The 22,002-nt window shown below is 56.4% G+C and carries 17 protein-coding genes, 6 pseudogenes and 1 riboswitch; of the genes and pseudogenes, 7 read left to right on the forward strand and 16 right to left on the reverse strand.

Annotated elements, in window-relative coordinates:
• Nucleotides 1-33: 33 nt before the first annotated feature.
• The 8 genes and pseudogenes from kdpC to HA45_RS20285 all read right to left on the reverse strand — a co-directional run bounded on the left by kdpC (nt 34) and on the right by HA45_RS20285 (nt 8,696).
• Nucleotides 34-606 (reverse strand): potassium-transporting ATPase subunit KdpC, encoded by a 573-nt coding sequence (kdpC, locus tag HA45_RS20250; protein WP_100701894.1) that lies wholly within the window; start codon nt 604-606, stop codon nt 34-36.
• Between the two features lie 11 nt (nt 607-617).
• Nucleotides 618-2,666, reverse strand: coding sequence for a potassium-transporting ATPase subunit KdpB (kdpB, locus tag HA45_RS20255; RefSeq protein ID WP_100701895.1), 2,049 nt, complete (start codon nt 2,664-2,666; stop codon nt 618-620).
• 7 nt (nt 2,667-2,673) lie between these two features.
• Nucleotides 2,674-4,353: a potassium-transporting ATPase subunit KdpA gene (kdpA, locus tag HA45_RS20260; RefSeq protein ID WP_100701896.1), complete on the reverse strand. Its 1,680-nt coding sequence runs from the start codon at nt 4,351-4,353 to the stop codon at nt 2,674-2,676.
• The gene (gene kdpF, locus HA45_RS20265; protein ID WP_100701897.1) at nt 4,353-4,442 is read right to left on the reverse strand and encodes a K(+)-transporting ATPase subunit F; all 90 of its coding nucleotides are present in this window, start codon (nt 4,440-4,442) and stop codon (nt 4,353-4,355) included. The genes kdpA and kdpF overlap by 1 nt, the downstream gene beginning before the upstream one ends.
• Before the next feature lie 108 nt (nt 4,443-4,550).
• Complete coding sequence (locus HA45_RS20270; protein ID WP_100701898.1) at nt 4,551-5,714, reverse strand: HD-GYP domain-containing protein; 1,164 nt, start codon at nt 5,712-5,714, stop codon at nt 4,551-4,553.
• A gap of 185 nt (nt 5,715-5,899) precedes the next feature.
• On the reverse strand, nt 5,900-6,232 hold the full coding sequence (locus HA45_RS20275; RefSeq protein WP_100701899.1) for a HigA family addiction module antitoxin: 333 nt from the start codon (nt 6,230-6,232) through the stop codon (nt 5,900-5,902).
• Nucleotides 6,233-6,362: 130 nt separating this feature from the next.
• Entirely contained in the window at nt 6,363-7,322 is a 960-nt protein-coding gene (locus HA45_RS20280; RefSeq protein WP_100701900.1) for a 2-hydroxyacid dehydrogenase, read from the reverse strand.
• A pseudogene (locus HA45_RS20285) lies at nt 7,303-8,696 on the reverse strand (MFS transporter). Before HA45_RS20285 ends, HA45_RS20280 begins: the two are co-directional and overlap by 20 nt.
• A 468-nt stretch (nt 8,697-9,164) precedes the next feature.
• Here HA45_RS20285 and HA45_RS20290 point away from each other — a divergent pair.
• A pseudogene (locus HA45_RS20290) lies at nt 9,165-10,078 on the forward strand (sugar ABC transporter substrate-binding protein).
• A gap of 81 nt (nt 10,079-10,159) precedes the next feature.
• On the opposite strand, the gene HA45_RS20295 reads toward HA45_RS20290, so the two are convergent.
• Entirely contained in the window at nt 10,160-10,654 is a 495-nt protein-coding gene (locus HA45_RS20295) for a GNAT family N-acetyltransferase (RefSeq protein WP_100701903.1), read from the reverse strand.
• Between the two features lie 62 nt (nt 10,655-10,716).
• On the opposite strand from HA45_RS20295, the gene HA45_RS20300 reads away from it, so the two are divergent.
• A complete protein-coding gene (locus HA45_RS20300) occupies nt 10,717-12,549 on the forward strand; it encodes an ABC transporter ATP-binding protein (RefSeq protein WP_100701904.1) in 1,833 nt (610 codons plus the stop codon).
• On the opposite strand, the gene HA45_RS20305 is transcribed toward HA45_RS20300, so the two are convergent.
• The 3 genes from HA45_RS20305 to HA45_RS20315 all read right to left on the reverse strand — a co-directional run bounded on the left by HA45_RS20305 (nt 12,546) and on the right by HA45_RS20315 (nt 14,369).
• Nucleotides 12,546-13,670, reverse strand: a complete 1,125-nt coding sequence (locus HA45_RS20305) for a GNAT family N-acetyltransferase (RefSeq protein ID WP_100701905.1) — start codon at nt 13,668-13,670, stop codon at nt 12,546-12,548. The two genes, HA45_RS20300 and HA45_RS20305, sit on opposite strands and share 4 nt — an antisense overlap.
• Nucleotides 13,671-13,835: 165 nt before the next feature.
• Nucleotides 13,836-14,057 (reverse strand): type II toxin-antitoxin system RelE/ParE family toxin, encoded by a 222-nt coding sequence (locus HA45_RS20310; RefSeq protein WP_366557360.1) that lies wholly within the window; start codon nt 14,055-14,057, stop codon nt 13,836-13,838.
• Between the two features lie 75 nt (nt 14,058-14,132).
• Nucleotides 14,133-14,369 carry a ParD-like family protein gene (locus HA45_RS20315; protein WP_100701907.1) on the reverse strand — a complete coding sequence of 79 codons (237 nt, stop codon included), beginning with the start codon at nt 14,367-14,369 and terminating at the stop codon, nt 14,133-14,135.
• Between the two features lie 192 nt (nt 14,370-14,561).
• Between HA45_RS20315 and HA45_RS20320 the strand changes: the two genes are divergently transcribed.
• The 3 genes and pseudogenes from HA45_RS20320 (at nt 14,562) to HA45_RS20330 (ending at nt 17,117) form a co-directional block, all read left to right on the forward strand.
• Nucleotides 14,562-15,461 carry a LysR family transcriptional regulator gene (locus HA45_RS20320; RefSeq protein ID WP_100701908.1) on the forward strand — a complete coding sequence of 300 codons (900 nt, stop codon included), beginning with the start codon at nt 14,562-14,564 and terminating at the stop codon, nt 15,459-15,461.
• A 99-nt stretch (nt 15,462-15,560) separates the two neighbouring features.
• Nucleotides 15,561-16,501: pseudogene (locus HA45_RS20325) on the forward strand (glutathione S-transferase family protein).
• A gap of 11 nt (nt 16,502-16,512) precedes the next feature.
• A pseudogene (locus tag HA45_RS20330) lies at nt 16,513-17,117 on the forward strand (alpha/beta hydrolase).
• Here the strand turns inward: HA45_RS20330 and HA45_RS20335 are convergent.
• The 3 genes from HA45_RS20335 to HA45_RS27345 form a co-directional block, all read right to left on the reverse strand.
• Nucleotides 17,114-17,911 (reverse strand): sugar phosphate isomerase/epimerase family protein, encoded by a 798-nt coding sequence (locus tag HA45_RS20335; protein ID WP_100701911.1) that lies wholly within the window; start codon nt 17,909-17,911, stop codon nt 17,114-17,116. The pseudogene HA45_RS20330 and the gene HA45_RS20335 sit on opposite strands and share 4 nt — an antisense overlap.
• A 118-nt stretch (nt 17,912-18,029) precedes the next feature.
• Nucleotides 18,030-18,407: a fluoride efflux transporter CrcB gene (gene crcB / locus HA45_RS20340; protein ID WP_100701912.1), complete on the reverse strand. Its 378-nt coding sequence runs from the start codon at nt 18,405-18,407 to the stop codon at nt 18,030-18,032.
• 90 nt (nt 18,408-18,497) lie between these two features.
• Nucleotides 18,498-18,573: riboswitch (Fluoride riboswitch) on the reverse strand.
• Nucleotides 18,574-18,614: 41 nt separating this feature from the next.
• Complete coding sequence (locus tag HA45_RS27345; RefSeq protein ID WP_157811634.1) at nt 18,615-18,785, reverse strand: hypothetical protein; 171 nt, start codon at nt 18,783-18,785, stop codon at nt 18,615-18,617.
• A 90-nt stretch (nt 18,786-18,875) separates the two neighbouring features.
• On the opposite strand from HA45_RS27345, the pseudogene HA45_RS20345 reads away from it, so the two are divergent.
• Nucleotides 18,876-19,772, forward strand: a pseudogene (locus HA45_RS20345) (nucleoside hydrolase); the annotation flags it as partial.
• A 93-nt stretch (nt 19,773-19,865) separates the two neighbouring features.
• On the opposite strand, the gene HA45_RS20350 reads toward HA45_RS20345, so the two are convergent.
• Nucleotides 19,866-20,894 (reverse strand): zinc-binding alcohol dehydrogenase family protein, encoded by a 1,029-nt coding sequence (locus HA45_RS20350; protein WP_100701914.1) that lies wholly within the window; start codon nt 20,892-20,894, stop codon nt 19,866-19,868.
• 134 nt (nt 20,895-21,028) lie between these two features.
• Between HA45_RS20350 and HA45_RS20355 the strand changes: the two are divergent.
• A pseudogene (locus HA45_RS20355) lies at nt 21,029-21,930 on the forward strand (GntR family transcriptional regulator).
• Nucleotides 21,931-22,002: the final 72 nt, after the last annotated feature.

The raw sequence follows: 22,002 nt of genomic DNA on the forward strand, positions 1-22,002 counted from the left end.
GTGAAAAGCGCGATAAATCGCGCTATCAATCAATTATCCCTGCAACGCATCCAGCGCCATATTCAGTTGCAGCACGTTCACCGTCTCTTCACCGATAAACGGCAGCAGCGGACGCTCGGTGTTGCGTGCAATCAGCGCTTCCACATCCTTCAGCGCCATATTGCGCGCTGCTGCGATACGTGGCGCCTGCCACAGTGCGGCTTCCGGTGAAATATCAGGATCGAGCCCACTTGCCGATGCGGTCACCAGTTCAACTGGCACCGCAGCCGGAGCCTGTGGATTGGCGGTGCGCAGGGCAGCCACGCGTTCGGCCACCGCTTTATCCAGTGCCGGATTGCTCGCCGCCAGATTGCTTCCGCTGGAGGCCAGGGCGTTGTAGGGTGCATCGCCGGTCGCCGATGGACGACCCCAAAAATGGCCGGGCTGGGTAAACACCTGGCCAATGCGATCGGAACCGCGTACCGCGCCATCCTGCTCAATCAGCGAACCGTTGGCCTGCGACGGAAACCACCACTGCGCTAAGCCGGTGGTCAGCAGCGGATACACCGCGCCGGTTAACAGCGTCAGCAGTATTAACAATACAATAGCCGGACGTAACTGACTCATTTCTCTTCTCCTTAAACCAGGCCAAACAGCGTTAGCAGCAGGTCGATGGCTTTAATACCGATAAACGGCACCACGAGTCCGCCGACACCGTAAATCCACAGGTTGCGACGCAGCAGCGCAGCGGCACTCATTGGACGGTAGCTCACACCTTTTAGCGCCAGCGGGATCAGGAACACAATCACCAGCGCGTTGAATATCACCGCCGACAAAATCGCTGAGTTCGGCGAATGCAGATGCATCACGTTGAGCATATTGAGCTGCGGATAGGTGGCCGCAAACGCCGCCGGGATGATGGCGAAATACTTCGCCACGTCGTTGGCAATACTGAAGGTGGTCAGCGAACCGCGCGTCATCAGCATCTGTTTACCGATGTGCACCACTTCCAGCAGTTTGGTCGGATTGGAGTCGAGATCGACCATGTTCCCGGCCTCTTTCGCCGCCTGCGTGCCCGAGTTCATCGCCACCGCCACGTCGGCCTGCGCCAGTGCAGGTGCGTCGTTGGTGCCGTCGCCGGTCATCGCTACTAAACGCCCTTCCGCCTGGTACTGACGAATTAGCGCCAGCTTGGCTTCCGGTGTCGCTTCTGAAAGAAAATCATCCACGCCCGCTTCAGCGGCAATTGCAGCTGCGGTTAACGGGTTATCGCCGGTGATCATCACCGTTTTAATACCCATTTTGCGCAGCTCGGCAAAACGCTCTTTGATGCCGCCTTTGACGATATCTTTCAGCGCCACCACGCCGAGCACCTGTGCGCCTTCGGCTACCACCAGCGGCGTGCCCCCGCCGCGCGCTACTTCTTCGACGCTGGCGTTGACTTCTGCCGGGAAACGGCCGTTATTGGCTTCGATATGGCGGCGAACGGCGTCAACTGCCCCTTTGCGAATCAAACGATCCTGCACGTTGACGCCACTCATACGCGTTTGCGCCGAGAACGGAATAAAGCTCGCGCCCATGCTGCTGAGATCGCGTTCGCGCAGGTTAAATTTCTGCTTCGCCAGCACCACGATGCTGCGCCCTTCTGGCGTTTCATCCGCCAGCGAGGCCAGCTGCGCCGCATCCGCTAACTGCTGCTCGGTAATGCCGGGCGCGGGCATAAACTGCGTTGCCTGACGGTTACCCAGCGTGATGGTGCCGGTTTTATCCAGCATCAGCACATCGACGTCGCCCGCCGCTTCCACCGCACGACCGCTGGTGGCGATGACGTTGGCACCGAGCATGCGGCTCATCCCCGCCACACCAATCGCCGACAGCAAACCGCCGATAGTGGTCGGGATCAAACACACCAGCAGCGCCACCAGCACCGTCACACTCACCGGCGTGCCGCCGTAGGCGGAGAACGGCCACAGGGTAGCGGTCGCCAGCAGGAACACGATAGTCAACGACACCAGCAGAATGGTCAGTGCGATTTCGTTCGGCGTTTTGCGGCGTTTGGCGCCCTCGACCATGGCAATCATGCGATCGAGGAAGGTTTCGCCCGGATTGACGCTGCACTGGATCACCAGCCAGTCAGAAAGAATGCGTGTCCCGCCGGTCACCGATGAAAAATCACCGCCGGATTCGCGGATCACCGGCGCTGATTCGCCGGTAATCGCACTCTCATCCACTGACGCGCCGCCTTCCAGCACTTCGCCGTCACAGGGGATGATGTCACCCGCTTCCACCAGCACCACATCACCTTTGCGCAGCGTGTCTGCCGCCACCGGCTGCCACTGCTCGCCGTGACGCGGTTCGGCGAGCTTTTTCGCATCGCTGGTTTTGCTGATGCCTTTCAGGCTGTTGGCCTGCGCCTTGCTGCGCCCTTCCGCCAGCGCTTCAGCGAAGTTGGCAAACAGCACCGTGAACCACAGCCAGATCGCGACACCAGCGGTAAACCCGGCGTTGCCGCTCAGGTGGCCGGTGAGCATGCCGATGGCCAGCAGCGAGGTCAGCACGCTGCCGAGCCACACCAGAAACATCACCGGGTTGCGAAACTGCACGCGCGGATCGAGTTTCTTCACCGCATCCAGCACGGCAGTTTTCGTCAGCGCTGCATCAAACAGCGCCAGTTGTTGACGACTCATGATTCCGTTATCCCTGAATGAGTTGCAGATGTTCCGCCACCGGGCCGAGTGCCAGCGCGGGGATAAAGGTCAGAGCCCCCACCAGCAGCACGGTGCCAATCAGCAGCGCGATAAACAGTGGACCGTGGGTCGGTAACGTACCGTTGCCCACCGGCTGGATTTTCTTCGCCGCCAGCGAGCCGGCAATCGCCATCACCGGAATGATGATGCCGAAGCGTCCCACCAACATGCAGAAGGCCAGCAACAGGTTCCAGAACGGGGTGTTGGCGCTCAATCCGGCAAAGGCACTGCCGTTGTTATTGGCCGCCGACGAGACGGCGTACAGCACTTCACTGAAGCCGTGGATGCCAGGATTCGCCATACCGGCGCGCCCTGCATCGGTCATCATCGCCAGCGCGGTGCCGAGCAGCACCAGGGTAGGCGTCACCAGAATCGCCAGTGCGGTCATTTTCATCTCCCACACGTCGATCTTTTTACCCATGTACTCGGGTGTGCGACCAATCATCAGACCGGCGATAAACACCCCGAGCAGCACGAACAGCAGCATGCCGTACAACCCGGCCCCAACGCCGCCGAACACCACTTCACCCAGCTGCATCAGCCACATCGGCACCATGCCGCCCAGTGCAGTGAAGGAGTCGTGCATGGCATTCACCGCACCGCACGAGGCCGCCGTAGTGATCACCGCAAACAGGCTGGAATTGAGAATGCCAAAGCGCGTCTCTTTGCCTTCCATATTGATGGCGCTGTCCGCACCGAGCGTCAGGAAGTGCGGATTGCCGCGCAGTTCTGCCCACATCACGGTGATCACCGCCAGCACGAACATGATGCTCATCGCCCACAGCAGCATGTGACCCTGACGACGATCGCCCAGATGCTGGCCAAAGGTGAAGCACAGCGCGGCCGGGATCAGGAAGATACTCAGCATCTGCACAAAGTTGGTCAGCGCGGTCGGGTTCTCAAACGGGTGAGCCGAGTTGACGTTGAAGAAGCCTCCGCCGTTGGTGCCGAGCATTTTTATCGCTTCCTGCGAAGCCACCGGACCGAGCGGCAACGTCTGTCGCGCGCCTTCCAGCGTGGTAAGCGCGTGATAAGGCTCAAAGGTTTGGATGCTGCCTTGATACACAAAGAACAGCGCCATCAGCAGGCTGATCGGCAACAGGACATACACCGTGATGCGCGTCAGGTCGCGCCAGGCGTTGCCGAGCGTCGCCAGTGAGCGATTAGCAAAACCGCGAATCAGCGCAAAAGCCACCGCAATACCGGTCGCCGCCGACAGGAAGTTTTGCACCGTGAGACCGGCCATCTGGCTGAAATAGCTCACGGTGCTTTCGCCCGCATACGCCTGCCAGTTGGTGTTGGTCACAAAGCTCACGGCGGTGTTGAGCGCCAGATCCCAGCTAAGACTCGGCAACTGTTGCGGGTTGAGCGGCAGCGAACCCTGCAACATCAGGATGGCCAGCAACAGGATAAAACCCAGCGCGTTGAACAACAGGATCGCCAGCAGATAGTGTGGCCAGCGCATCGCCTCGCCATCAGCACCGGCCAGCCGCCACAGCGCCCGCTCGGTTCGCGGCAGCAGCGGTTTGTCGGCCACCAGTACAGCGAGAAAACGCCCCAGCGGCTGTGCCAGCACCATCAGCACCAGCAGATAGACCGCAATCAGTAAAAACGCATTCGCCGCCATCAGAATGCCTCCGCATTAAGCAGGGCATAAATCAGGTAGCCCAACAAGATAAACACCAGCACGATGCCGGCAATCACGCCCACGCTCACAGCAACCTCCAGAGGATTTGGTAGTGCTGCAAGCATGCGCGGAGCGGTATAAAGAAGAGGTAAAAAGGCGGGAATCCGGCGTAAAGAAAGTATAAAAATGCTGTCGAATTAGGCGGTTTCTAGCGCCCAGATGCGATTAAGGTCGACGTTCTGCCACAGGCCGCTGTCTTCGGCACCGGTGATGCTGTCGGTGCAGAATGAGTCACCGAGATCCAGCTCTTCCGGCTTCACTTCACGCTGGGCATGCAGCGACCAAAACACATGCACTTTAGGTTTCAGCAGCGATTTTTCACCGGCCTGCACCACCAGCGCCACGCGCCCGGAAGCCAGTCGCACCAGCGATCCCACCGGATAAATGCCAATGGTGCGCACAAAGGCGTGCAGCAGCGTGTTATCGAAGTGGCCGCGCCAGCTCAGCATGTTGTGCATCGCTTCTGCGGGCGTCCAGCCCTTGCGATACGGACGATTGGAGGTCACCGCATCATAGACATCACACACCGCGGCCATGCGGGAAAACAGCGAGATCTCGTCCCCTTTCTGCCCATGCGGATAGCCGCTGCCGTCGACTTTCTCATGATGATGCAGCGCGATATCCAACAGGTCTTCACCGGCATCGGCTTCCATCAGCATCTGCGCACCGACAATCGGGTGCTGGCGCATCACAGTGAACTCTTCTTCTGTCAGCTTGCCCGGTTTATTGAGGATCTCCAGCGGCACTGCCGCTTTACCGACGTCATGCAGTAAGCCACCCATGCCAACGCGCCGCTGTTGATGCTCATCGAGACCCATTTTCTTGCCTAATGAGATCATCAATCCGCACACCGCCATCGAATGCAAATAGGTGTAATCGTCATGATTTTTCAGCCGCGCCACGCTGAGCAGCGCAGTCGGTTCGCGGGTAATCGACCCGGCAATGTCATCCACCAGACCCAGCATATAGTCGAGTTCCAGTCCCTGCCCCATACGCGCTTCGTTAAACATCGCCAGCACCTGTGGCTTGCCCTGATTGAAGATGGCTTGCGCCTGGTCCAGCTCTTTGAAAAACGACGTTTGCGGAATGGCCTTCTTCGGCGCAGGCTTCGCAGGTGCCTGCACCGACTTATCGATGTCGATCCAGATCTGCTGGATCCCTTCATTACGGATCATCGCGATCTGGCGTTTATCGGTGATCAGCATTTGGTTGCGAATGCGTTTGTCCTTGAGCCACCAAACCTCCAGTTTGTGGATGAACATTCCTTGCCGCAGTTCGTCAACGGTAATCAGCTTTATCACGATATCTCTCCTTAATATCAGTGGATGGTAAGGAGAGGTATCGGCAGCTGAGCAAATAATCTTCAGGAGTGATTTGTGCGATCTGTGAGGGGGAGGGATTTGGATTAGCGCAATAAATTCGTAGCGCTACGCCTATCTGTGCAGCGTTGTCGCGCAATGCTGCATCGCACTATTGCCGGAGTTCTTCAGGCAACCTGAATACCGCGCTGTGCCATAAAAGTGCTCAAAGGCGTGACACGACTTAATTCTTCTTGCATGCGGGCATCGTTTTCAACCTCCCATTGGTCCTGATAACGCTGCAGATTGAGCCAAAAATCGACGCTGGTTTCAAAAACGGCCGCTAAACGGTATGCCATTTCGGTCGTCAGTTTGCGATTGTTATTGACCATCGCGCTGGCGGTGTTTCTGTGCACATTCAGCATTTCTGCCAGGTCATTCACTTTGAGGTGAAGGGGTTCGAGGAACTCATACTGCAGCACATCACCAACACTGGTGGGTTTACGTTTTGCCTGATTCATAATATCCCTTTAATCCGATTTCATGCACTCACAAGGAGTGCATTTATTAACATTTTAAAGGAATTTTGATTTGAAGCTCAATCTGAAAATGAAATTAACTATAACGGCGTGATTTATCTTGCGACAGAAGCTATACCACCCGCGTTAACACCGCTTCACCTTGCGAAAACGCCAGCAGGTTTTCAAACACCAAATCTGCCATCGCCGCCATGGTTTCATGGGTGCTGCTGGCGAGATGTGGGGTGATCACGACATCATCACGCTGCAGCAGCGCGGCAGGCACCGCCGGTTCATGCTCGAACACATCCAAACCGGCACCCGCAATCTCGCCGGCTTCGAGCGCGGCAATCAACGCCTGCTCATCCACCACGCTGCCGCGCGCAATATTAATCAAAAAGCCCTTCGGCCCCAGCGCACGCAGCACGTCGGCATTCACCAGATGATGCGTAGACGCGCCACCCGGTAACGTCAGCACCAGAAAATCCGCCTGCTTTGCCAGTGACAACAGCGACTCATGGCGGGTGTAAGGCACATCCGGGCGCGAACGCGGGTTGTAAAAATGCACATCCATATCAAACGCCTGCGCGCGCTTCGCCAGATCTTTGCCAATCCCGCCCAGACCGACAATCCCGCATACTTTACCACCCACTTTGGTGGTCAGCGGATAGCGCCCTTTCGCTTGCCAGTCACCGGCGCGCACATAACGATCCGATGCGCTGATGCGCCGTGCCACGTCGAGCAGCAGCGCCATGCCGGTATCCGCCACGCAGCTGTTCAGCACGCCCGGCGTGTTAGTCACCACGATGCCCCGCGCTTCGGCGGTGGCAATATCTATCGCGTCATAGCCCACGCCGTTACTGCAAATCACCTTCAGATTAGGCAACTGCGCCAGCAATGCCGCATTCGCGCCCATCAACGCATTGCCGCTGGTCACCAGCGCATCAATGCTTGCGCCGTGTTGTACCAGCCACGCCGCCTGATCTTCCTGCTGCCACAAGCGCGAGGTGGTGAAGTGCGCGTCCAGATTATCCTGCAGCCGCTGCGGCAACAGCGGCCCTTTCAGCAATACGTTAAACGGCTTTGATCCCATCTTGTTTCCCCTGAGTTTCGTAAGATGTTGCAGACGAATCCTGCTCGTCACCGACACGTTCAATCGGGCCCATCACCAGCAGGAACAGCAGCGCCGCGACGATACAATGCGCGCCAACAAACACTAATCCAATACTGTAGCTGCCGGTCAAGCCGACGATAATGCCAAACAGCAGTGGCGTGATAAATCCGGCCATATTGCCGATACCATTGAAGATCGCGCCCGCCAGACCAACGGCTTCTTTCGGTGCGGTATCGCTGACAATGGTCCAGGTGCCCGCGCCCGCTGCCACGCCTTTGCCAAAGAAAGCAAACGACATAATAGCGATAATGCCCGCATTGGTCGGGATCACCGCCGCCAGAATCAGCGAGGCGGCCATCAGCATACCCACGATATACGGCGTTTTACGCGCCCAGGACAGGCTCCAGCCGCTGGCCAACAGCTTGTCCGAGATGTAACCGCCGCTGATGCCGCCGACAAAGCCAAACAGTGCCGGGGCTATGGTGGCAAAGCCCGCTTCCATGATGTTCATGCCGCGCGCCTGCACCAGATAGATTGGGAACCAGGTGATAAAGAAGTAGCTCAGCGCAATGATGCAATACTGCCCGATATAAGCGCACCACAGCATGCGATTGCTGAGCAATGTCTTGAACATCGCTTTACTCAGCGGCGCACGGGCTTTCAGGGTCTGCGCCGAGTCGATATCCACCAGCGCACCGCCCTCCTCAATGTATTTCAACTCTGCGGCTGACACCTGCGGGTGCTGCCTGGGACTGCGCATATACCAGCCCCAAACGAACACCGCCACCACGCCAATGCCGCCCAACACAAAGAACGGCCACTCCCAGCCGAAGCGTGACACCAGCCAGCCGGATAACGGAGAAAAAATGGCGACCGCGAAGTACTGCGCTGAAGCAAACAGTGACGATGCCCGGCCACGTTCAGCGCCCGGGAACCACATGATCACCGTACGGGCGTTGGCCGGAAAACTCGGTGCTTCAATCAGGCCAAGCGCAAAGCGCAGCACAAACATCAATGTCAGCGCCATGGTCATGCCGCTGGAAAACTCACCGATAAATCCCATCAAAATGGTGGAAACGGACCACAGCGCTAGTGTCACGCCGTAGACTTTTTGGTGCCGAAACGGTCGAGGAAAATACCGCCGGGGATCTGGCCGATCACATAGGCCCAGCTAAACGCCGAAAGGATCAACCCTAACTGGATCGCCGACAGTCCAAACTCATCTTTGATCGCCGATCCAGAGATCGACAGGATCGAACGGTCGGCATAGGCCACCACCGACAGGAACAGGATCAGACAGAGGATCCAGATACGCACATGACTGTTCTGATTGCGGTTTTTGCTTTGTAACATGGCTGAACCTCTTGATGGAGGAGCATCCTGCTCCGAAGCGATGATCTGCAGGAATACCGCTTTAATTTCACTGTTTAGCCACTATAGAGAGCCAGATACACGTTGGTCATTGTGCGAATGGAGGAATCCGCGCGGTTAATTTGCGCTGGTTTTGGCATCTGCCACAAAGCAGGGTGCGGCGCTGCACAGAAGCTTAAATAAGCGGAGGCTTTCGCACCGGAATGTGCGCCAGCTCTGAGAAAAAGCTTCGCAACATCACTATGAGGCTGCAAAGCATCCTCTGCCTGCGCGCCATTTGCTGTCGCAAAGTATCCTCTACCCACGCGCAAAGTGTGCGCTTCTCAGCAAATTCACATCATCACGATTGTCAGCGCCAAAGTCGCCTCGTAGTCTGAAAATGATTTCTTTGATCCGTTTTTACATCATTGAAACTTTCATTCTAATAACAATCTTACTCTGGAGTCCGCGATGAAAACCCTCAAGGCGATACTGTTGCTCGGCCTGCTGTCCAGTTCTGCTTCCGCGCTGGCCGAAAAAATCGGCGTATCGATGGCCTATTTCGACCAAAACTTTTTAACCCTGATTCGCCAGTCGATTGATAAAGAGGCCAAAGCACGCGGGCTCGATGTGCAATTTGAAGATGCGCGCGGTGATGTCGGCCGTCAGACCGATCAGGTGCAGAGCTTTATCGGTGCAGGCGTGGACGCCATCATCGTCGATCCGGTGGATTCCGCCAGTACGCCACAGCTGACCAAACTGGCACAGCAGGCGAAGATTCCGCTGGTGTACGTCAACCGCACGCCGGGCGATAAAACCCTGCCGGCGGGGTGGTGTTTGTCGGTTCTGATGAGCGTCAATCCGGCACCTTGCAGATGGAAGCGCTGGCGAAAATGGCCAACTACAAAGGCAACGTGGCGATCATGATCGGTAACCTGACCGATGCAGGTGCGCTGCAACGTACTAAAGATGTCGAGCAAGTGGTGGCGAAATATCCGGGCATGAAAGTGGTGCAGAAACAGCCCGCCAACTATGCGCGTAATGAAGGCATGGATTTGATGCTCAACTGGATCGGCAACGGCGAGGCCATTGATATTGTCGCGGCCAACAATGACGAAATGGCGATTGGTGCGGCGATGGCGCTAGCCAAAAGCAACCAGAAGATTTTGGTGGGTGGGATTGATGCCACGCCAGATGGCCTGAAAGCGCTGTCGCAGGACAAAATTCAGGTCACTGTGTTTCAGGATGCCGTGGGCCAGGGTAAATCCTCAGTGGATGTGGCACAAAAGCTGATCAAAGGCGAGAAAGTGGATTCACACGTATGGATCCCGTTTGAGCTGGTGACCAAAGAGAATATGCAGAAGTACGTGGAGAAGAGCCAGTAAGGTTTTCACGGTCGCCATAAATGGCGACCCTACACCGTAGGGTGCGCATTTATGCGCACCTGCCCATAAACGGCATAAAACTCACTCCCGCAGTTTCGCCATCACCACGATATCGTGATACTCGCCTTCACGCAGACAGGCTTTACGCTTCACGCCCTCTTGCTCAAAGCCGAGGCGCTGGTACAACCGTATCGCACGCGCATTGTCATGAAACGCCTCCAGCTCAATGCGCACCACGCCGAGCCAGTTAAACGCATAGTCGATGGCGTTGCGAATCAGTTTCTCACCGATACCACGACCGCCAAATGCCGGATCGACGCTAATACCAAAACTGATGCTATGGCGCGTTCGCGGGCGCTGTTCAACAAACAGCGTTAGCTCGCCAACCATTTGCCCATCAATCTCCGCCACGAAACCGATATAGCCCGCCGCATCCATGTTTTCGAACTTCTTCTGCCAGGTTTGCACGCTGGGAAACGGCAGCTGCGTGGTCCAGCGATACACCTCGGGGTGGCTGTAAAGACGTTGATAAGCGGCCGCATCGGCCGGTTCGCGACCGCGAATGATCAGATCCATGTCGGTAATCCCTATTCAATTGCACTAAGCTGTTAACTCTCACCAAACGGAAGAGTGACTTTATGTTGTATCGTCGTTTTGAACGTTTTATCAATATTTTCCAGGATGCACCAACCGATTCTCCACCTTCCAGCGTCTGGCCTTTCTACCTCTACTACCTGCGTCAGGTGTGGCCGAGCTTTGTCGCCCTGCTGGTTGTCGGGCTGGCACAGGCGCTGATTGAGGTGGCGCTGTTCAGCTATCTCAGTCGCATCATCGATCTGGTCAATCACTCGACTCCGGCCACGCTGTTTACCGACAACTGGCAGGTGCTGTTATGGATGGGATTTGTCGCGCTGATTCTGCGGCCCATCGTGATTGCTGCCCACGATATGCTGGTGCATCAGAGCATTAACCCGAGCATGACCAGCATGATCCGTTGGCAGCATCACAACTACGTGCTGCGTCAGAGCCTGAACTTCTTCCAGAACGATTTCGCTGGACGCATCGCTCAGCGCATCATGCAGACCGGTAACTCCCTGCGCGATTCATCGGTGCAACTGGTGGATGCCATCTGGCATGTGGTGATTTACGCGGTGACTTCGCTGGTGCTGTTTGCCGAGGCCGACTGGCGTTTGATGATTCCGCTGATCATCTGGATTGTCGCGTATAGCGTGTCGCTGAGCTTCTTTGTGCCGCGCGTGAAGCAGCGTTCTGTGGTCTCTTCCGAAGCGCGTTCTAAATTGATGGGCACCATCGTCGATGGCTACACCAATATCGCCACCATCAAACTGTTCGCGCACAACGATCTGGAAAAACGCTACGCGCGTGAAGCGATTCAGGAGCAGACCGACAAAACCCAGCACGCCAGCCGCATGGTCACCACCATGGATATCACGCTGTCGACGCTGAATGGCCTGCTGATTGTCAGCACCTCCGGACTGGCGCTGTGGCTGTGGAGCCAGTCGCTGATCAGCGTCGGTGCCATTGCATTAGCCACCGGCCTGGTGATCCGCTTAGTGAACATGTCCGGCTGGATCATGTGGGTGGTGAACGGCATCTTTGAAAATATCGGCATGGTGCAGGATGGCCTGAACACCATTGCGCAACCGCTCAGCGTGCAGGATGAGCCGCAGGCGAAAAAGATGCAGGTAACGCAGGGTCAGATCCGCTTCGAAGATGTGCGCTTCGATTATGGCGGCAGCCGCCAGGTGATCAATCGTCTCAACCTGAATATCAAACCGGGTGAAAAAATCGGTCTGATTGGCCCGTCCGGTGCCGGTAAATCGACGCTGGTGAACCTGCTGCTGCGGCTATACGACATCAACGGCGGGCGCATCCTGATTGACGATCACAACATCGCCGAAGTGACGCAAGAGAGTTTGCGCAGTCAGATTGGCATGATCACCCAGGATACTTCGCTGCTGCACCGTTCGATCCGCGAAAACCTGCTGTACGGGCGTCCGGATGCCACCGAAGAACAACTGCAGGCGGCGATTATCCGCGCCCGCGCTGACGAGTTCATCCCGCTGCTGTCCGATCCACAGGGCCGCACTGGGCTGGATGCACATGTCGGTGAGCGCGGCGTGAAACTGTCCGGCGGTCAGCGTCAACGTATCGCCATCGCGCGCGTACTGCTGAAAGATGCGCCGATTCTGATCATGGATGAAGCGACTTCCGCGCTGGATTCCGAAGTCGAAGCGGCGATTCAGGAGAGCCTGGAAACGCTGATGCAGGGCAAAACGGTGATTGCCATCGCGCACCGTCTTTCTACTATCGCCAAAATGGATCGACTGGTGGTGCTGGATAAAGGCGAGATTGTTGAGATGGGCAACCACCGCGAACTGCTGGCGCACAATGGACTTTACGCGCGCCTGTGGCAGCATCAGACCGGTGGTTTTGTCGGCGAGGATTAATCGCCGCGCCGATACGGCAGGGCTTCGCGCGCTTCGATAGCATAGGCGCGGATCCCTGCCCGCTCCTGCACCAAATATTCTTCTACGGCTTCGCGCAATCCCGGATGGCACAGGTAGTGCCAGGAATGAGTGATCTGCGGTTCGAAGCCGCGCACCAGTTTGTGCTCGCCTTGCGCTCCCGCATCAAAACGCTGTAATCCTTCGGCAATGGCGAAATCCATGCCCTGGTAAAAACAGGTTTCAAAATGCAGGCGATCGAACTCCGCCAGACAGCCCCAGTAACGTCCGTACAGCGAGTTACCATCCACCAAATAGAACGCCATAGCGGCCGGATGGCCCTGCAGTGTGGCGATCACCACGCGAATCGATCGCGGCATGCGTTCGGCCAGCAGGCTGAAGAATTGACGGGTGAGATAAGGACGCTGACCACGCACCGCATAGGTGTTGGCGTAACAGGTGTAGACGAAATCCCACTGATCTTCGCTGAGTTCGTCACCGCGATACCAGTTGAACTCAAAGCCGCTGTTTGCCACCTGCTCGCGCTCTTTACGCAGCTGTTTACGCTTGCGCGACATCAATGTGTCGAGGAAATCCTGAAAATCGCGGTAGCCTTTGTTGTGCCAGTGATACTGGATGCCGAGACGCGCCAGCCAGTCGGGCTGCTGCTCCATCACATCGTTGGCAAACGGCGTGGTGAAATTGATATGCGCACCGCTCAGGCCGTTTTGCAGCAGTGCATCGGGCAACGCTGCAAGCAGTTGGCTGACGGCGGTTTGCTCACCCAATAAACGCGCACCCGTAACCGGGCTGAACGGAATCGCCCCCAGCCATTTTGGATAGTATTGAATGCCGGCACGGTGACAGGCATCCGCCCACGCGTGATCAAATACGTATTCGCCCTGAGAATTTCCTTTGCGATAGCCCGGCAGCGCGGCGCTCAGCACGCCATTTTCGCGCCACAGTAAGTGGTCCGGCTGCCAGCCGTTTTCCGGCCGCACGCTGCCACTCTCTTCCAGCGTGAGAAGAAAGGCATGGCGTAAAAACGGTTGATCGTCAGGTAACAGCGCATCCCATTCGAGGGCGGAAATCTCCGCCAGCGATGACAGGTGAAGCAAAGACATGCATGGCTCCCGGCCAGCTTAAGGCGAACAGCTAGTTCAACAGGTTTTGTGGCAGGGGAAAAGAGGGGGCGCACTGAATGTACATCGGCAGTCTATTGGCATGAATCTCGCCGAGGGGCGTTTGGATTGGAAAGGACGCTTCCACCGCATAAGGAAGCGATTCTGTTAGCCGATGAGTTTCAGGTCGTTTTTACGATGTTGCTTCTGGTCATCATAGTAATTTTCATGCGTACCCAGGCTCAGAAGATAGATTTCCAGTCTCTGATCGACCCAGCTGTAACCCAACAGATATTGCTGCTTGCTCAGGTAAAACTTATGCACCCAAAGATAACGAAGATCGCCCTTTTTGCGTTCACCGATCTCAGGATTGGCAATGATGCGGTCAATTTCCCCATCAACGCCTCCTGATCCTGTTCCGTCAGGCGGTTAAAAGCCTTCTCAAAACGGCGAGTCTGATAAATCTCAACTTCCTGTCCGGTCTTTTCTGCGCACATATTTTTTGACCTTGCCGTTATCCATTTCTGCTTTAGCCAGTAAAATTTCGTTGATGAAGGAGAACGTCAGATCGGGATTATCCTCTGCGATGCGGCCAATCTTCGCCCAATGCTCAATTTGTTTTGGCACGCTGCGGCTCATGGCTTCTGCATGTGTTCTCACATCTTCAACAAAATCATCGTCTAAGCGGACGCTGGTTGCCATATTTAAACCTCTTGTTGTCGTCACCCGATACGTTGTTGTGAGGGGGGTTCCATCGATACGTCATTGCCAGACGTACAATAGATAAGATTGTGCGACATATTGTCGCGTTTAGCAACGAGTGATAGCGGCACGATTTATCCTGCCTCATTGACGAATGTGTATACTCACCCTTTTCGCTGTTCAGGAACCGCCATGGATCGTCTCGATTGTGACCGTATGTTTGTTGCGGTGCTGGAAGTGGGCAGCTTTGCCGGGGCGGCGGAGCGTCTGGGCACCAGCAGCGGTCAGGCATCCAAGCTGGTTTCGAGGCTGGAGCAGGAACTCGGCGTGCAGCTGTTTAAACGCAGCACGCGTGCGTTATCACCCACCGAAGTGGGCCGCGCCTATTACGAGCGGGTGAAAACCCTGCTGGAAGCCTTCGACACGCTGGATGCCACGGTGCGCGAAAATGCAACAACGCCGACAGGTCGATTAAAAATTAGCGCGCCCGGCACCTTTGGCACGGCGGTGCTGGCCAGCGTGTTAGTGGAATTTGCCCGTCACTATCCGCTGATTGAGCTGGATGTAAATTTCTCGGATCGCGCGGTGAACATTGTTGATGAAGGCTTTGATATGGCCATTCGCATCGGCAAGCTGGATGACAGCAGTTTGATTGCGCGCCGACTCGGCGATGTGCCCATCCGCGTGGCGGCATCGCCCGGCTATCTGCTGCAGCACAACACCCCGCAGCACTGGCGCGACCTGGCGACGCATCAATGTATTAGCGATACCAACTTCCGCGATCCGTGGCACTGGCCGTTTGTTACGCCGTGCGGCGACAGCGTTTCCATGCCGATTCGCGGCCGCCTGTGTTTCTCCAATACCGAAGCCTGTTTACAAGCCGCCATCGCCGGACTGGGCATCGCACGTCTGCCCGGTTTTATCGCCGCACCCGCGTTGCAGCGCGGGGATATCGTCTCGTTGCTGGAAAATTTTTCCACGCCGCCGATGGGCCTGTTTGCGCTCTATCCCCCTGCCCGCCATCTGGCGCAGAAAACCCGCCTGCTGATCGACTTCCTTGCCGACCATTTTCAGCAGCATCCGCCCGGCTAATTCCTTCCAATTTGGAAGCAATGAAAGCCGTTTTGCCCGGATTATCACCTAACCGGCAGCGCGGTATGCTCACTCCATCACCAGAGAGGAGTCGAGCATATGTTGGTAAACGGTAAGTGGAGCGCAGAGTGGCACCCGGTTCAGGCCACCGATAAACAGGGCGGATTTGTCCGTCAGACCTCCAGTTTTCGCCACTGGATTACCGCAGACGGCTCCAGCGAATTTTCCGCCGAGCCGGATCGCTATCATCTTTATGTGGCGCTGATTTGCCCGTGGGCCTCACGCACGCTGGTCGCACGCAGCCTGAAAGGGCTGGAAAAAGTGATCAGCGTATCGGTGGTGGAACCGCAACTGGGTGCGCAAGGCTGGCACTTCGGTGACTATCCTGGCTCCGATCGTGACTGGCTCAACAAAGCCGAGTATATCCACGAAATCTATACCCGTGCTGATGCCGACTTTACCGGCCGCGCGACTGTGCCGGTGCTGTGGGATAAAAAACCCAGACCATAGTGAACAATGAGTCAGCTGACATCCTGCGCATGCTCAACAGCGGTTTTGGCGATCTGGCGGACAACAGCCTTGATCTTTACCCTGAGGATCTGCGCGCTGAGATCGACGCGATCAACGAATCGATCTATCCGCGTCTCAATAACGGCGTGTATCGTACCGGTTTTGCCACTACGCAGGTCAGCTATCAGCAGGCGTTTAACGATGTGTTCAGTCAGCTGGACGAACTGGAACAACGCCTGAAAGATGGCCGCACCTTCCTGCTGGGCGAGCGCCTGACCGAAGCCGACATTCGCTTGTTCGTGACGCTGGTGCGCTTTGACGTTGCCTATCATGGCCTGTTCAAATGTAACCTGCGCCGTCTGCGCGACTATCCGCTGCTCGATCGCTATCTGAAGAGTATGCTGGCGGTTTCCGGTGTGCGTCAGACAGTGAATATCGACCATATCAAACAGGGCTACTATTCGATTAAGGCGCTTAACCCGAACGGCATTGTGCCGGTTGGCCCGGATATGGCGGATTACGGACTTTAAGGAGCGGTACGATGGCAAAAGCGTTAGTGATTTTTTACACGGTGTGGGCAGCAATGGCGACGATCTGGCAGGACTTGGCCAGCACTGGGCCAGCCTGCTGCCGGATGTGGCTTTTGCCTCGCCGAATGCGCCCTATCCGTTTGAACATGCGATGGGCTATCAGTGGTTTAGCCTGACGGGCATTACCCCTGAAAATCGTCCAGCGCGAGTGCGTGAAGCCCGTGCGGCGTTCGATGAGACACTGCAACAGTTGATGGCGCAGCACGGCATGGCGGACGCGTGGGATAAAGTGATTCTGGTGGGCTTTTCTCAGGGTTCGATCATGGCGCTGGATGCACTGGCACAGGGTCGCCATCCGCTGGCAGGCGTGGTGGCGTTTTCCGGACGCTTGTCGTTTGACGGCGCATTAACGCCTAAAGCGCATATTCCAGCCCTGCTGATTCACGGCAAAGCGGATGGGGTGATCCCGTACAGCGAGAGTGAATCCGCCGCGCAGCGCCTGCAAGCCGCGGGCGTGACGGTGGAAGCGCGCTTTGAGGCAGCCACCGGCCATACCATCTCTTCACAGGGTGCGATGCAGGCGGCGACGTTCATTGCCCAGTGTTTGCAGGACTAAGGCCAGTAGCGGTTTAGTGCGTGCCAGGCTTTCTGCGCGGCCACTTCCGGCGGCTGCGCTTTTAGCTCATCGTTAAACACTTCAATGCCGACCGGACCGCGATAGCCACCGCTTTTCAACTTATCGACAAAGCGCTCGACTTCGATAATACCGTCACCGGGCAGTAACCGCTGGTGACGCGCAAAATCGCTCAGCGCGCCCTTCTCCTGCGGTGGCATCTCCGCCATATCACACAACTGCACTTCGTAAATACGCTCGGCAGGAATGCCATCCAGCTGCGACGCATCGCCGCCCAAGGCACAGATGTGGAACAGATCGACCACCAATCCGATATTCGGCTGATCCAGTCGCTGCAATCGTTCCCACGCCAGCGGCAGGGTGTTATCGACGCTGCACCACGCCATCGGTTCATACATGATGCGCATGTTGTAGCGCGCCGCCTCGGAGGCCATCCAGCGTAAGTCTTCATCAATACGTTCTGCCACGCAATCTTCGCGCGTGGTGGCGGGCGCCTGAATGGTATTGCAACCGATGGTCTGAGCGATGTGGATGAACTGCCGCAGCTCTTCGCGTTTCTGCAGGCGTTCGCGATCTGGCGTACCGGTAAAATCACGCAGCACCTGCAAGTTGGTAAAGCCGATATTTAATTGTTGGGCCAGCTGCGGTGTGCTGGCCTCCACATCTTCCCGCCAGATTTCCACCTGATCGAACCCTGCGGCGCGCGCAGCACGCAGTTTTTGCTCAGGTTCACCGTTTAACAACACCAGGTTAAGGAATGTGGGATTACTTCGCATCAACGGGCTCCTTAAGCGTCCGGATAAATCGGTGACAGATTCTGTCCGTCACGCGCACAGAATCCCGACCAGTATCTACCTCTTAGGAGTTATTTCAAGCCCGTGATGCAGCGGGCTTTTATCCCAGAAGGTTCACTACTGCAAAACCGGCGAAGGTCATCAGCAGTGAGCCAATCACATGCACCATCACGCTCGACATCGCCCAGAGGTATTTACCGGTTTGCAGCAAACCGACAATTTCCGCTGAAAAGGTGGAGAAGGTCGTCAAGCCGCCGCATAAACCGGTGACGATCAGCAGTTTCCAGAAAGGGTCGATATGGGGATTGCGCACAAAGAAGGCCAGCGCTGCACCGATGATAAAACCGCCGACCAGATTCACCATTAAAGTGCCCGGTGGCAGATTGGGAAACAGCGCGTTGAAACGAAGGGAGATAAGCCAGCGCAGCGAGCAGCCGACAGCCCCGCCCAGCACCACTGCCAATAACGACTTCACCATAATTTGGAGCTCCTGAATTGCGTTACGCGCAGGGCCGCGGCAGGACAGAAAAACGCCTGACACACCGCCGTCTCCCGCGCAGGGATAAGAGTGTTGTCAGGCGTCATCAGCCGTCTGTTGCCAGAACGGCGGTTGGGGAAGGTGGCACGCCATCACCTTAGCGGCACGATAATACGCTGGCGCAGCGGGGGTGACAATATCGGAGAGTTAACCCGTCGTGGCCTGGATAAGGTCTTTCAATAACTCTTCGCGCGTCATTCCCGTATTTGCCGCTTTATCTTTCTCTGAGAGAGCAAGTAAGGTGAGTAAAGCACAGCGTTCTTGATAACGCTGGCCATGACCTGATGGCGCAATGAATATCAGCGATTTTATTATCATGCTTACTCCTGATTAATTTTCGCGTTTATAGCACATTCATCATCTTGATATTTTTGCTTCACTTCCATTTACACAAAATTGGAGATCCCGATGCGTACCCTGATTTTTGACACTGATATCGGCGTGGATGATGCCTTTGCGCTGGCGTATGCGGCGCGGACGCAGCGGTTGCTGGGGATTACCACGGTGTTTGGCAATGTGGCTGTCGGGCAGGCGGTGAAAAATGCCCGGCTGTTCTGCGAGAAGATGGGGATCGAAGCACCGGTGTATCGCGGCTGCTCGCGGCCACTGGCATTGGCGCCTTCTGCACCGGCCACGCTGCACGGCCGGGATGGATTAGGCGATGCGTTCGAGAACTCACACAGCGAAGAAGCCCCCAGCGCAGTGCAGTTCATTATTGATAGTGTACGCGCACAGCCGCATGCCATCACCATCGTGGCGATTGGGCCGCTAACCAATATCGCCAGCGCCATTAATCAGGCGCCGGATATCATTCCACTGGTGAAAGAGTTGGTGATCATGGGTGGCGCATTTGGCACCGACGGCCATTCCGGCAACGTCTCGCCGTTTGCCGAGTTCAATATCTGGAAAGATCCGCATGCTGCCGATCAGGTGCTGGCCTCGGCGCTGCCAGTAGTCGTATTGCCGCTGGATGTGACGCACAAGGTGCTGATTACGGGCGATGAAGTGCGGCAGTTAAATCAGCCTGTACTCAGCGCGATATGCCGTCCGTATCTGGCGTACAGTCTGCAAAAGGAGGGGTTTGATGGCATGGCGCTGCACGACACGCTCACGCTCTCCTGGCTGGCGTTACCGCAGGCGTTTGAAGTCACCGAAGCGCCGGTGCGCGTGGTGACAGAAGGCATCAGCCGCGGTCAGACGGTACGACGCCTGAGCGCCCTCGCCTCACGTGAAGATCCGTTTGCCGGATTGCGCCCACAGCGCTTGAGCCTCGGCGTGGATGCCGAAGCGGTGCGGGAACATTTTTTGCCGCACTGCAGGCATGAGATTGGGAGTCGCCATGAATGGCGACGCTACGGGTTCCCTGTGTTCTGTCCGGTGCGCAGTGAGGCGCACCGACTACTGCGCGAAATGAATCACACCTTTAATCAGCTCACGATTATTAATCACCTCTGACTCAAAGGTCTCCACCAGGGTGGAAAACGCGTAATGCCGATTGAGCATGATGTCGGCACGAAGCAGACCCGAAGCCATCAGTTCGCTCACTTTCGCGAAATCTTCGCGCGTGGCATTGCGACTGCCCATCAAGGTGGCTTCACGTTTGTGGAACTCGATATCCGGGATCACCAAATCCCCTTTGTGCAGTCCGACAAACACAATGGTGCCGCCATGGCGAATCAGCTTCACCGCACCGTTCATTGCGGCCGGGCTGCCGGTGGCATCAATCACTTTTGCCGCCAGACGCCCACTAAATTCCGCCCGCAGTGAGGCTTCGAAGTCCTCTGCCATCGGGTTAATGGTCGCGAGCCCGAGCTTTTCTGCGACATGCGCGCGTCGCGGTTCACTGGTGTCGGCGACCACAACCCGCGCACCTGCCGATGCCGCTATCGCCGCCACGCCAAGGCCAATCGGTCCAGCGCCGACCACCAGCACCTGCTCATCTGCTGCCACCGCCGCCCGACGTACCGCATGTGCACTGATCGCAAAAGGCTCGATCAGTGCCGCCGCTTCCGGCGCCACATCATCCACCGCCAGCAGGTTACTGGCGGGCACGCTGAGAAACTCGCAGAAACCGCCATCCTGATGCACGCCAATCACCGAAATAGTCTCGCAGCAGTTGGTTTTACCGCTCAGGCAGGCATCGCACTGCTGGCAAGCAACATAAGGAATCAGCGCCACGCGCTGCCCCACGTTGAAACCCGTTACCCGGCTGCCCAGCTCCACTACCTCACCACACAGCTCATGACCCAAAACGCGTGGATAGCTAAAGAACGGCTGATTACCCGCCCAGGCATGAATATCGGTGCCGCATATCCCGGCGGTAATTGGCTTAATCACCACCTCCTGTGCGGCCGGTGTCGGTTTTTCACGCTGCTGCCACACCATATTGCGCGGTTCGGCAACCACCAGGGTTTTCATTGTTGTCATGGGATTCTCCTGTGCTGATGTCGCAGTTATGGCGAAAACCGGTCTTAACCGCCGTTTGCACATCCTGAAGTGTGAGGCAGGACAATTTTTTGGGCTTTGTGTGGTTTTTAATGAATAAAAAACCGGAGAACCGCATGAGCCGAAGCCTGAACCTGCGCCAGAACGTCATCAACCAAATGCTGGAAGGCATCGCCAAACGCCACATCCGCTCTCCGCTCCCGCCGCAGGCGCGCTGGCTGAAATGTTCAATATCAGCCGTACCACAGTGCGACATACCCTGCAGCATCTGCATCAACGTGGCGTGCTGGAAAAGGTGGATGAAACCTACGTGATCGTGCGCGATCCCAGCGAAGATGACGGATTTAGCGCCTTAGCGCCGCCGATTGATCAGCAGGCGCGACAGTTTGAACAGACCTTCTTTAATTTGATTAACCAACGTCAGCTGATGCCTGGCGACAGCTTTAGCGAGTTACAGCTGGCGCAGCAGGTCAACGTGAGTCCGACGGTGGTACGCGAATTTCTGCTGCGCTTTATGCGTTACGATCTGCTGGAGCCGGTTAAACGCGGGCAATGGCGTATGAAGAAGTTTGATCAGCCCTATGCTGAGAACCTGTTCGAACTGCGTGAAATGCTGGAAACACATGCACTTACCCGCTTTCTCAACCTGCCCTCCAGTGATGAACGTTGGATTCAGGCGCGTGACCTGCTGGATCGCCATCGTTCCATGCGTGACACCATTGCCAGCAACTATCGCCACTTTGCCGCGCTGGATAAAGAGATGCACACGCTGATTCTGTCGGCAGCTAACAATCCGTTCTTCAATCAGTCACTGGAGATTATCTCCGTGATTTTTCATTCGCATTATCAATGGGATGAAACAGATTTGAAGCAGCGTAATATCGTGGCACTGGAGGAGCACATGGCTATCCTCACCGCGCTGATCAGCCGGCAGGATGTTGAAGCCTTATGCGCCTTGCATAATCATCTGGATACCGCTAAATCATCGATGATCCGCTGCATCCGCCAATACAATTAAAAACCGATTAAAAACCACAATTCTTAAGCGCCCGCACGAATCTGAAACATCCTCGCAACATCCCGATCGGTT

This window comes from Pantoea rodasii, from assembly GCF_002095465.1.
In the GTDB taxonomy this organism is placed as follows: Bacteria; Pseudomonadota; Gammaproteobacteria; order Enterobacterales; family Enterobacteriaceae; genus Pantoea; species Pantoea rodasii.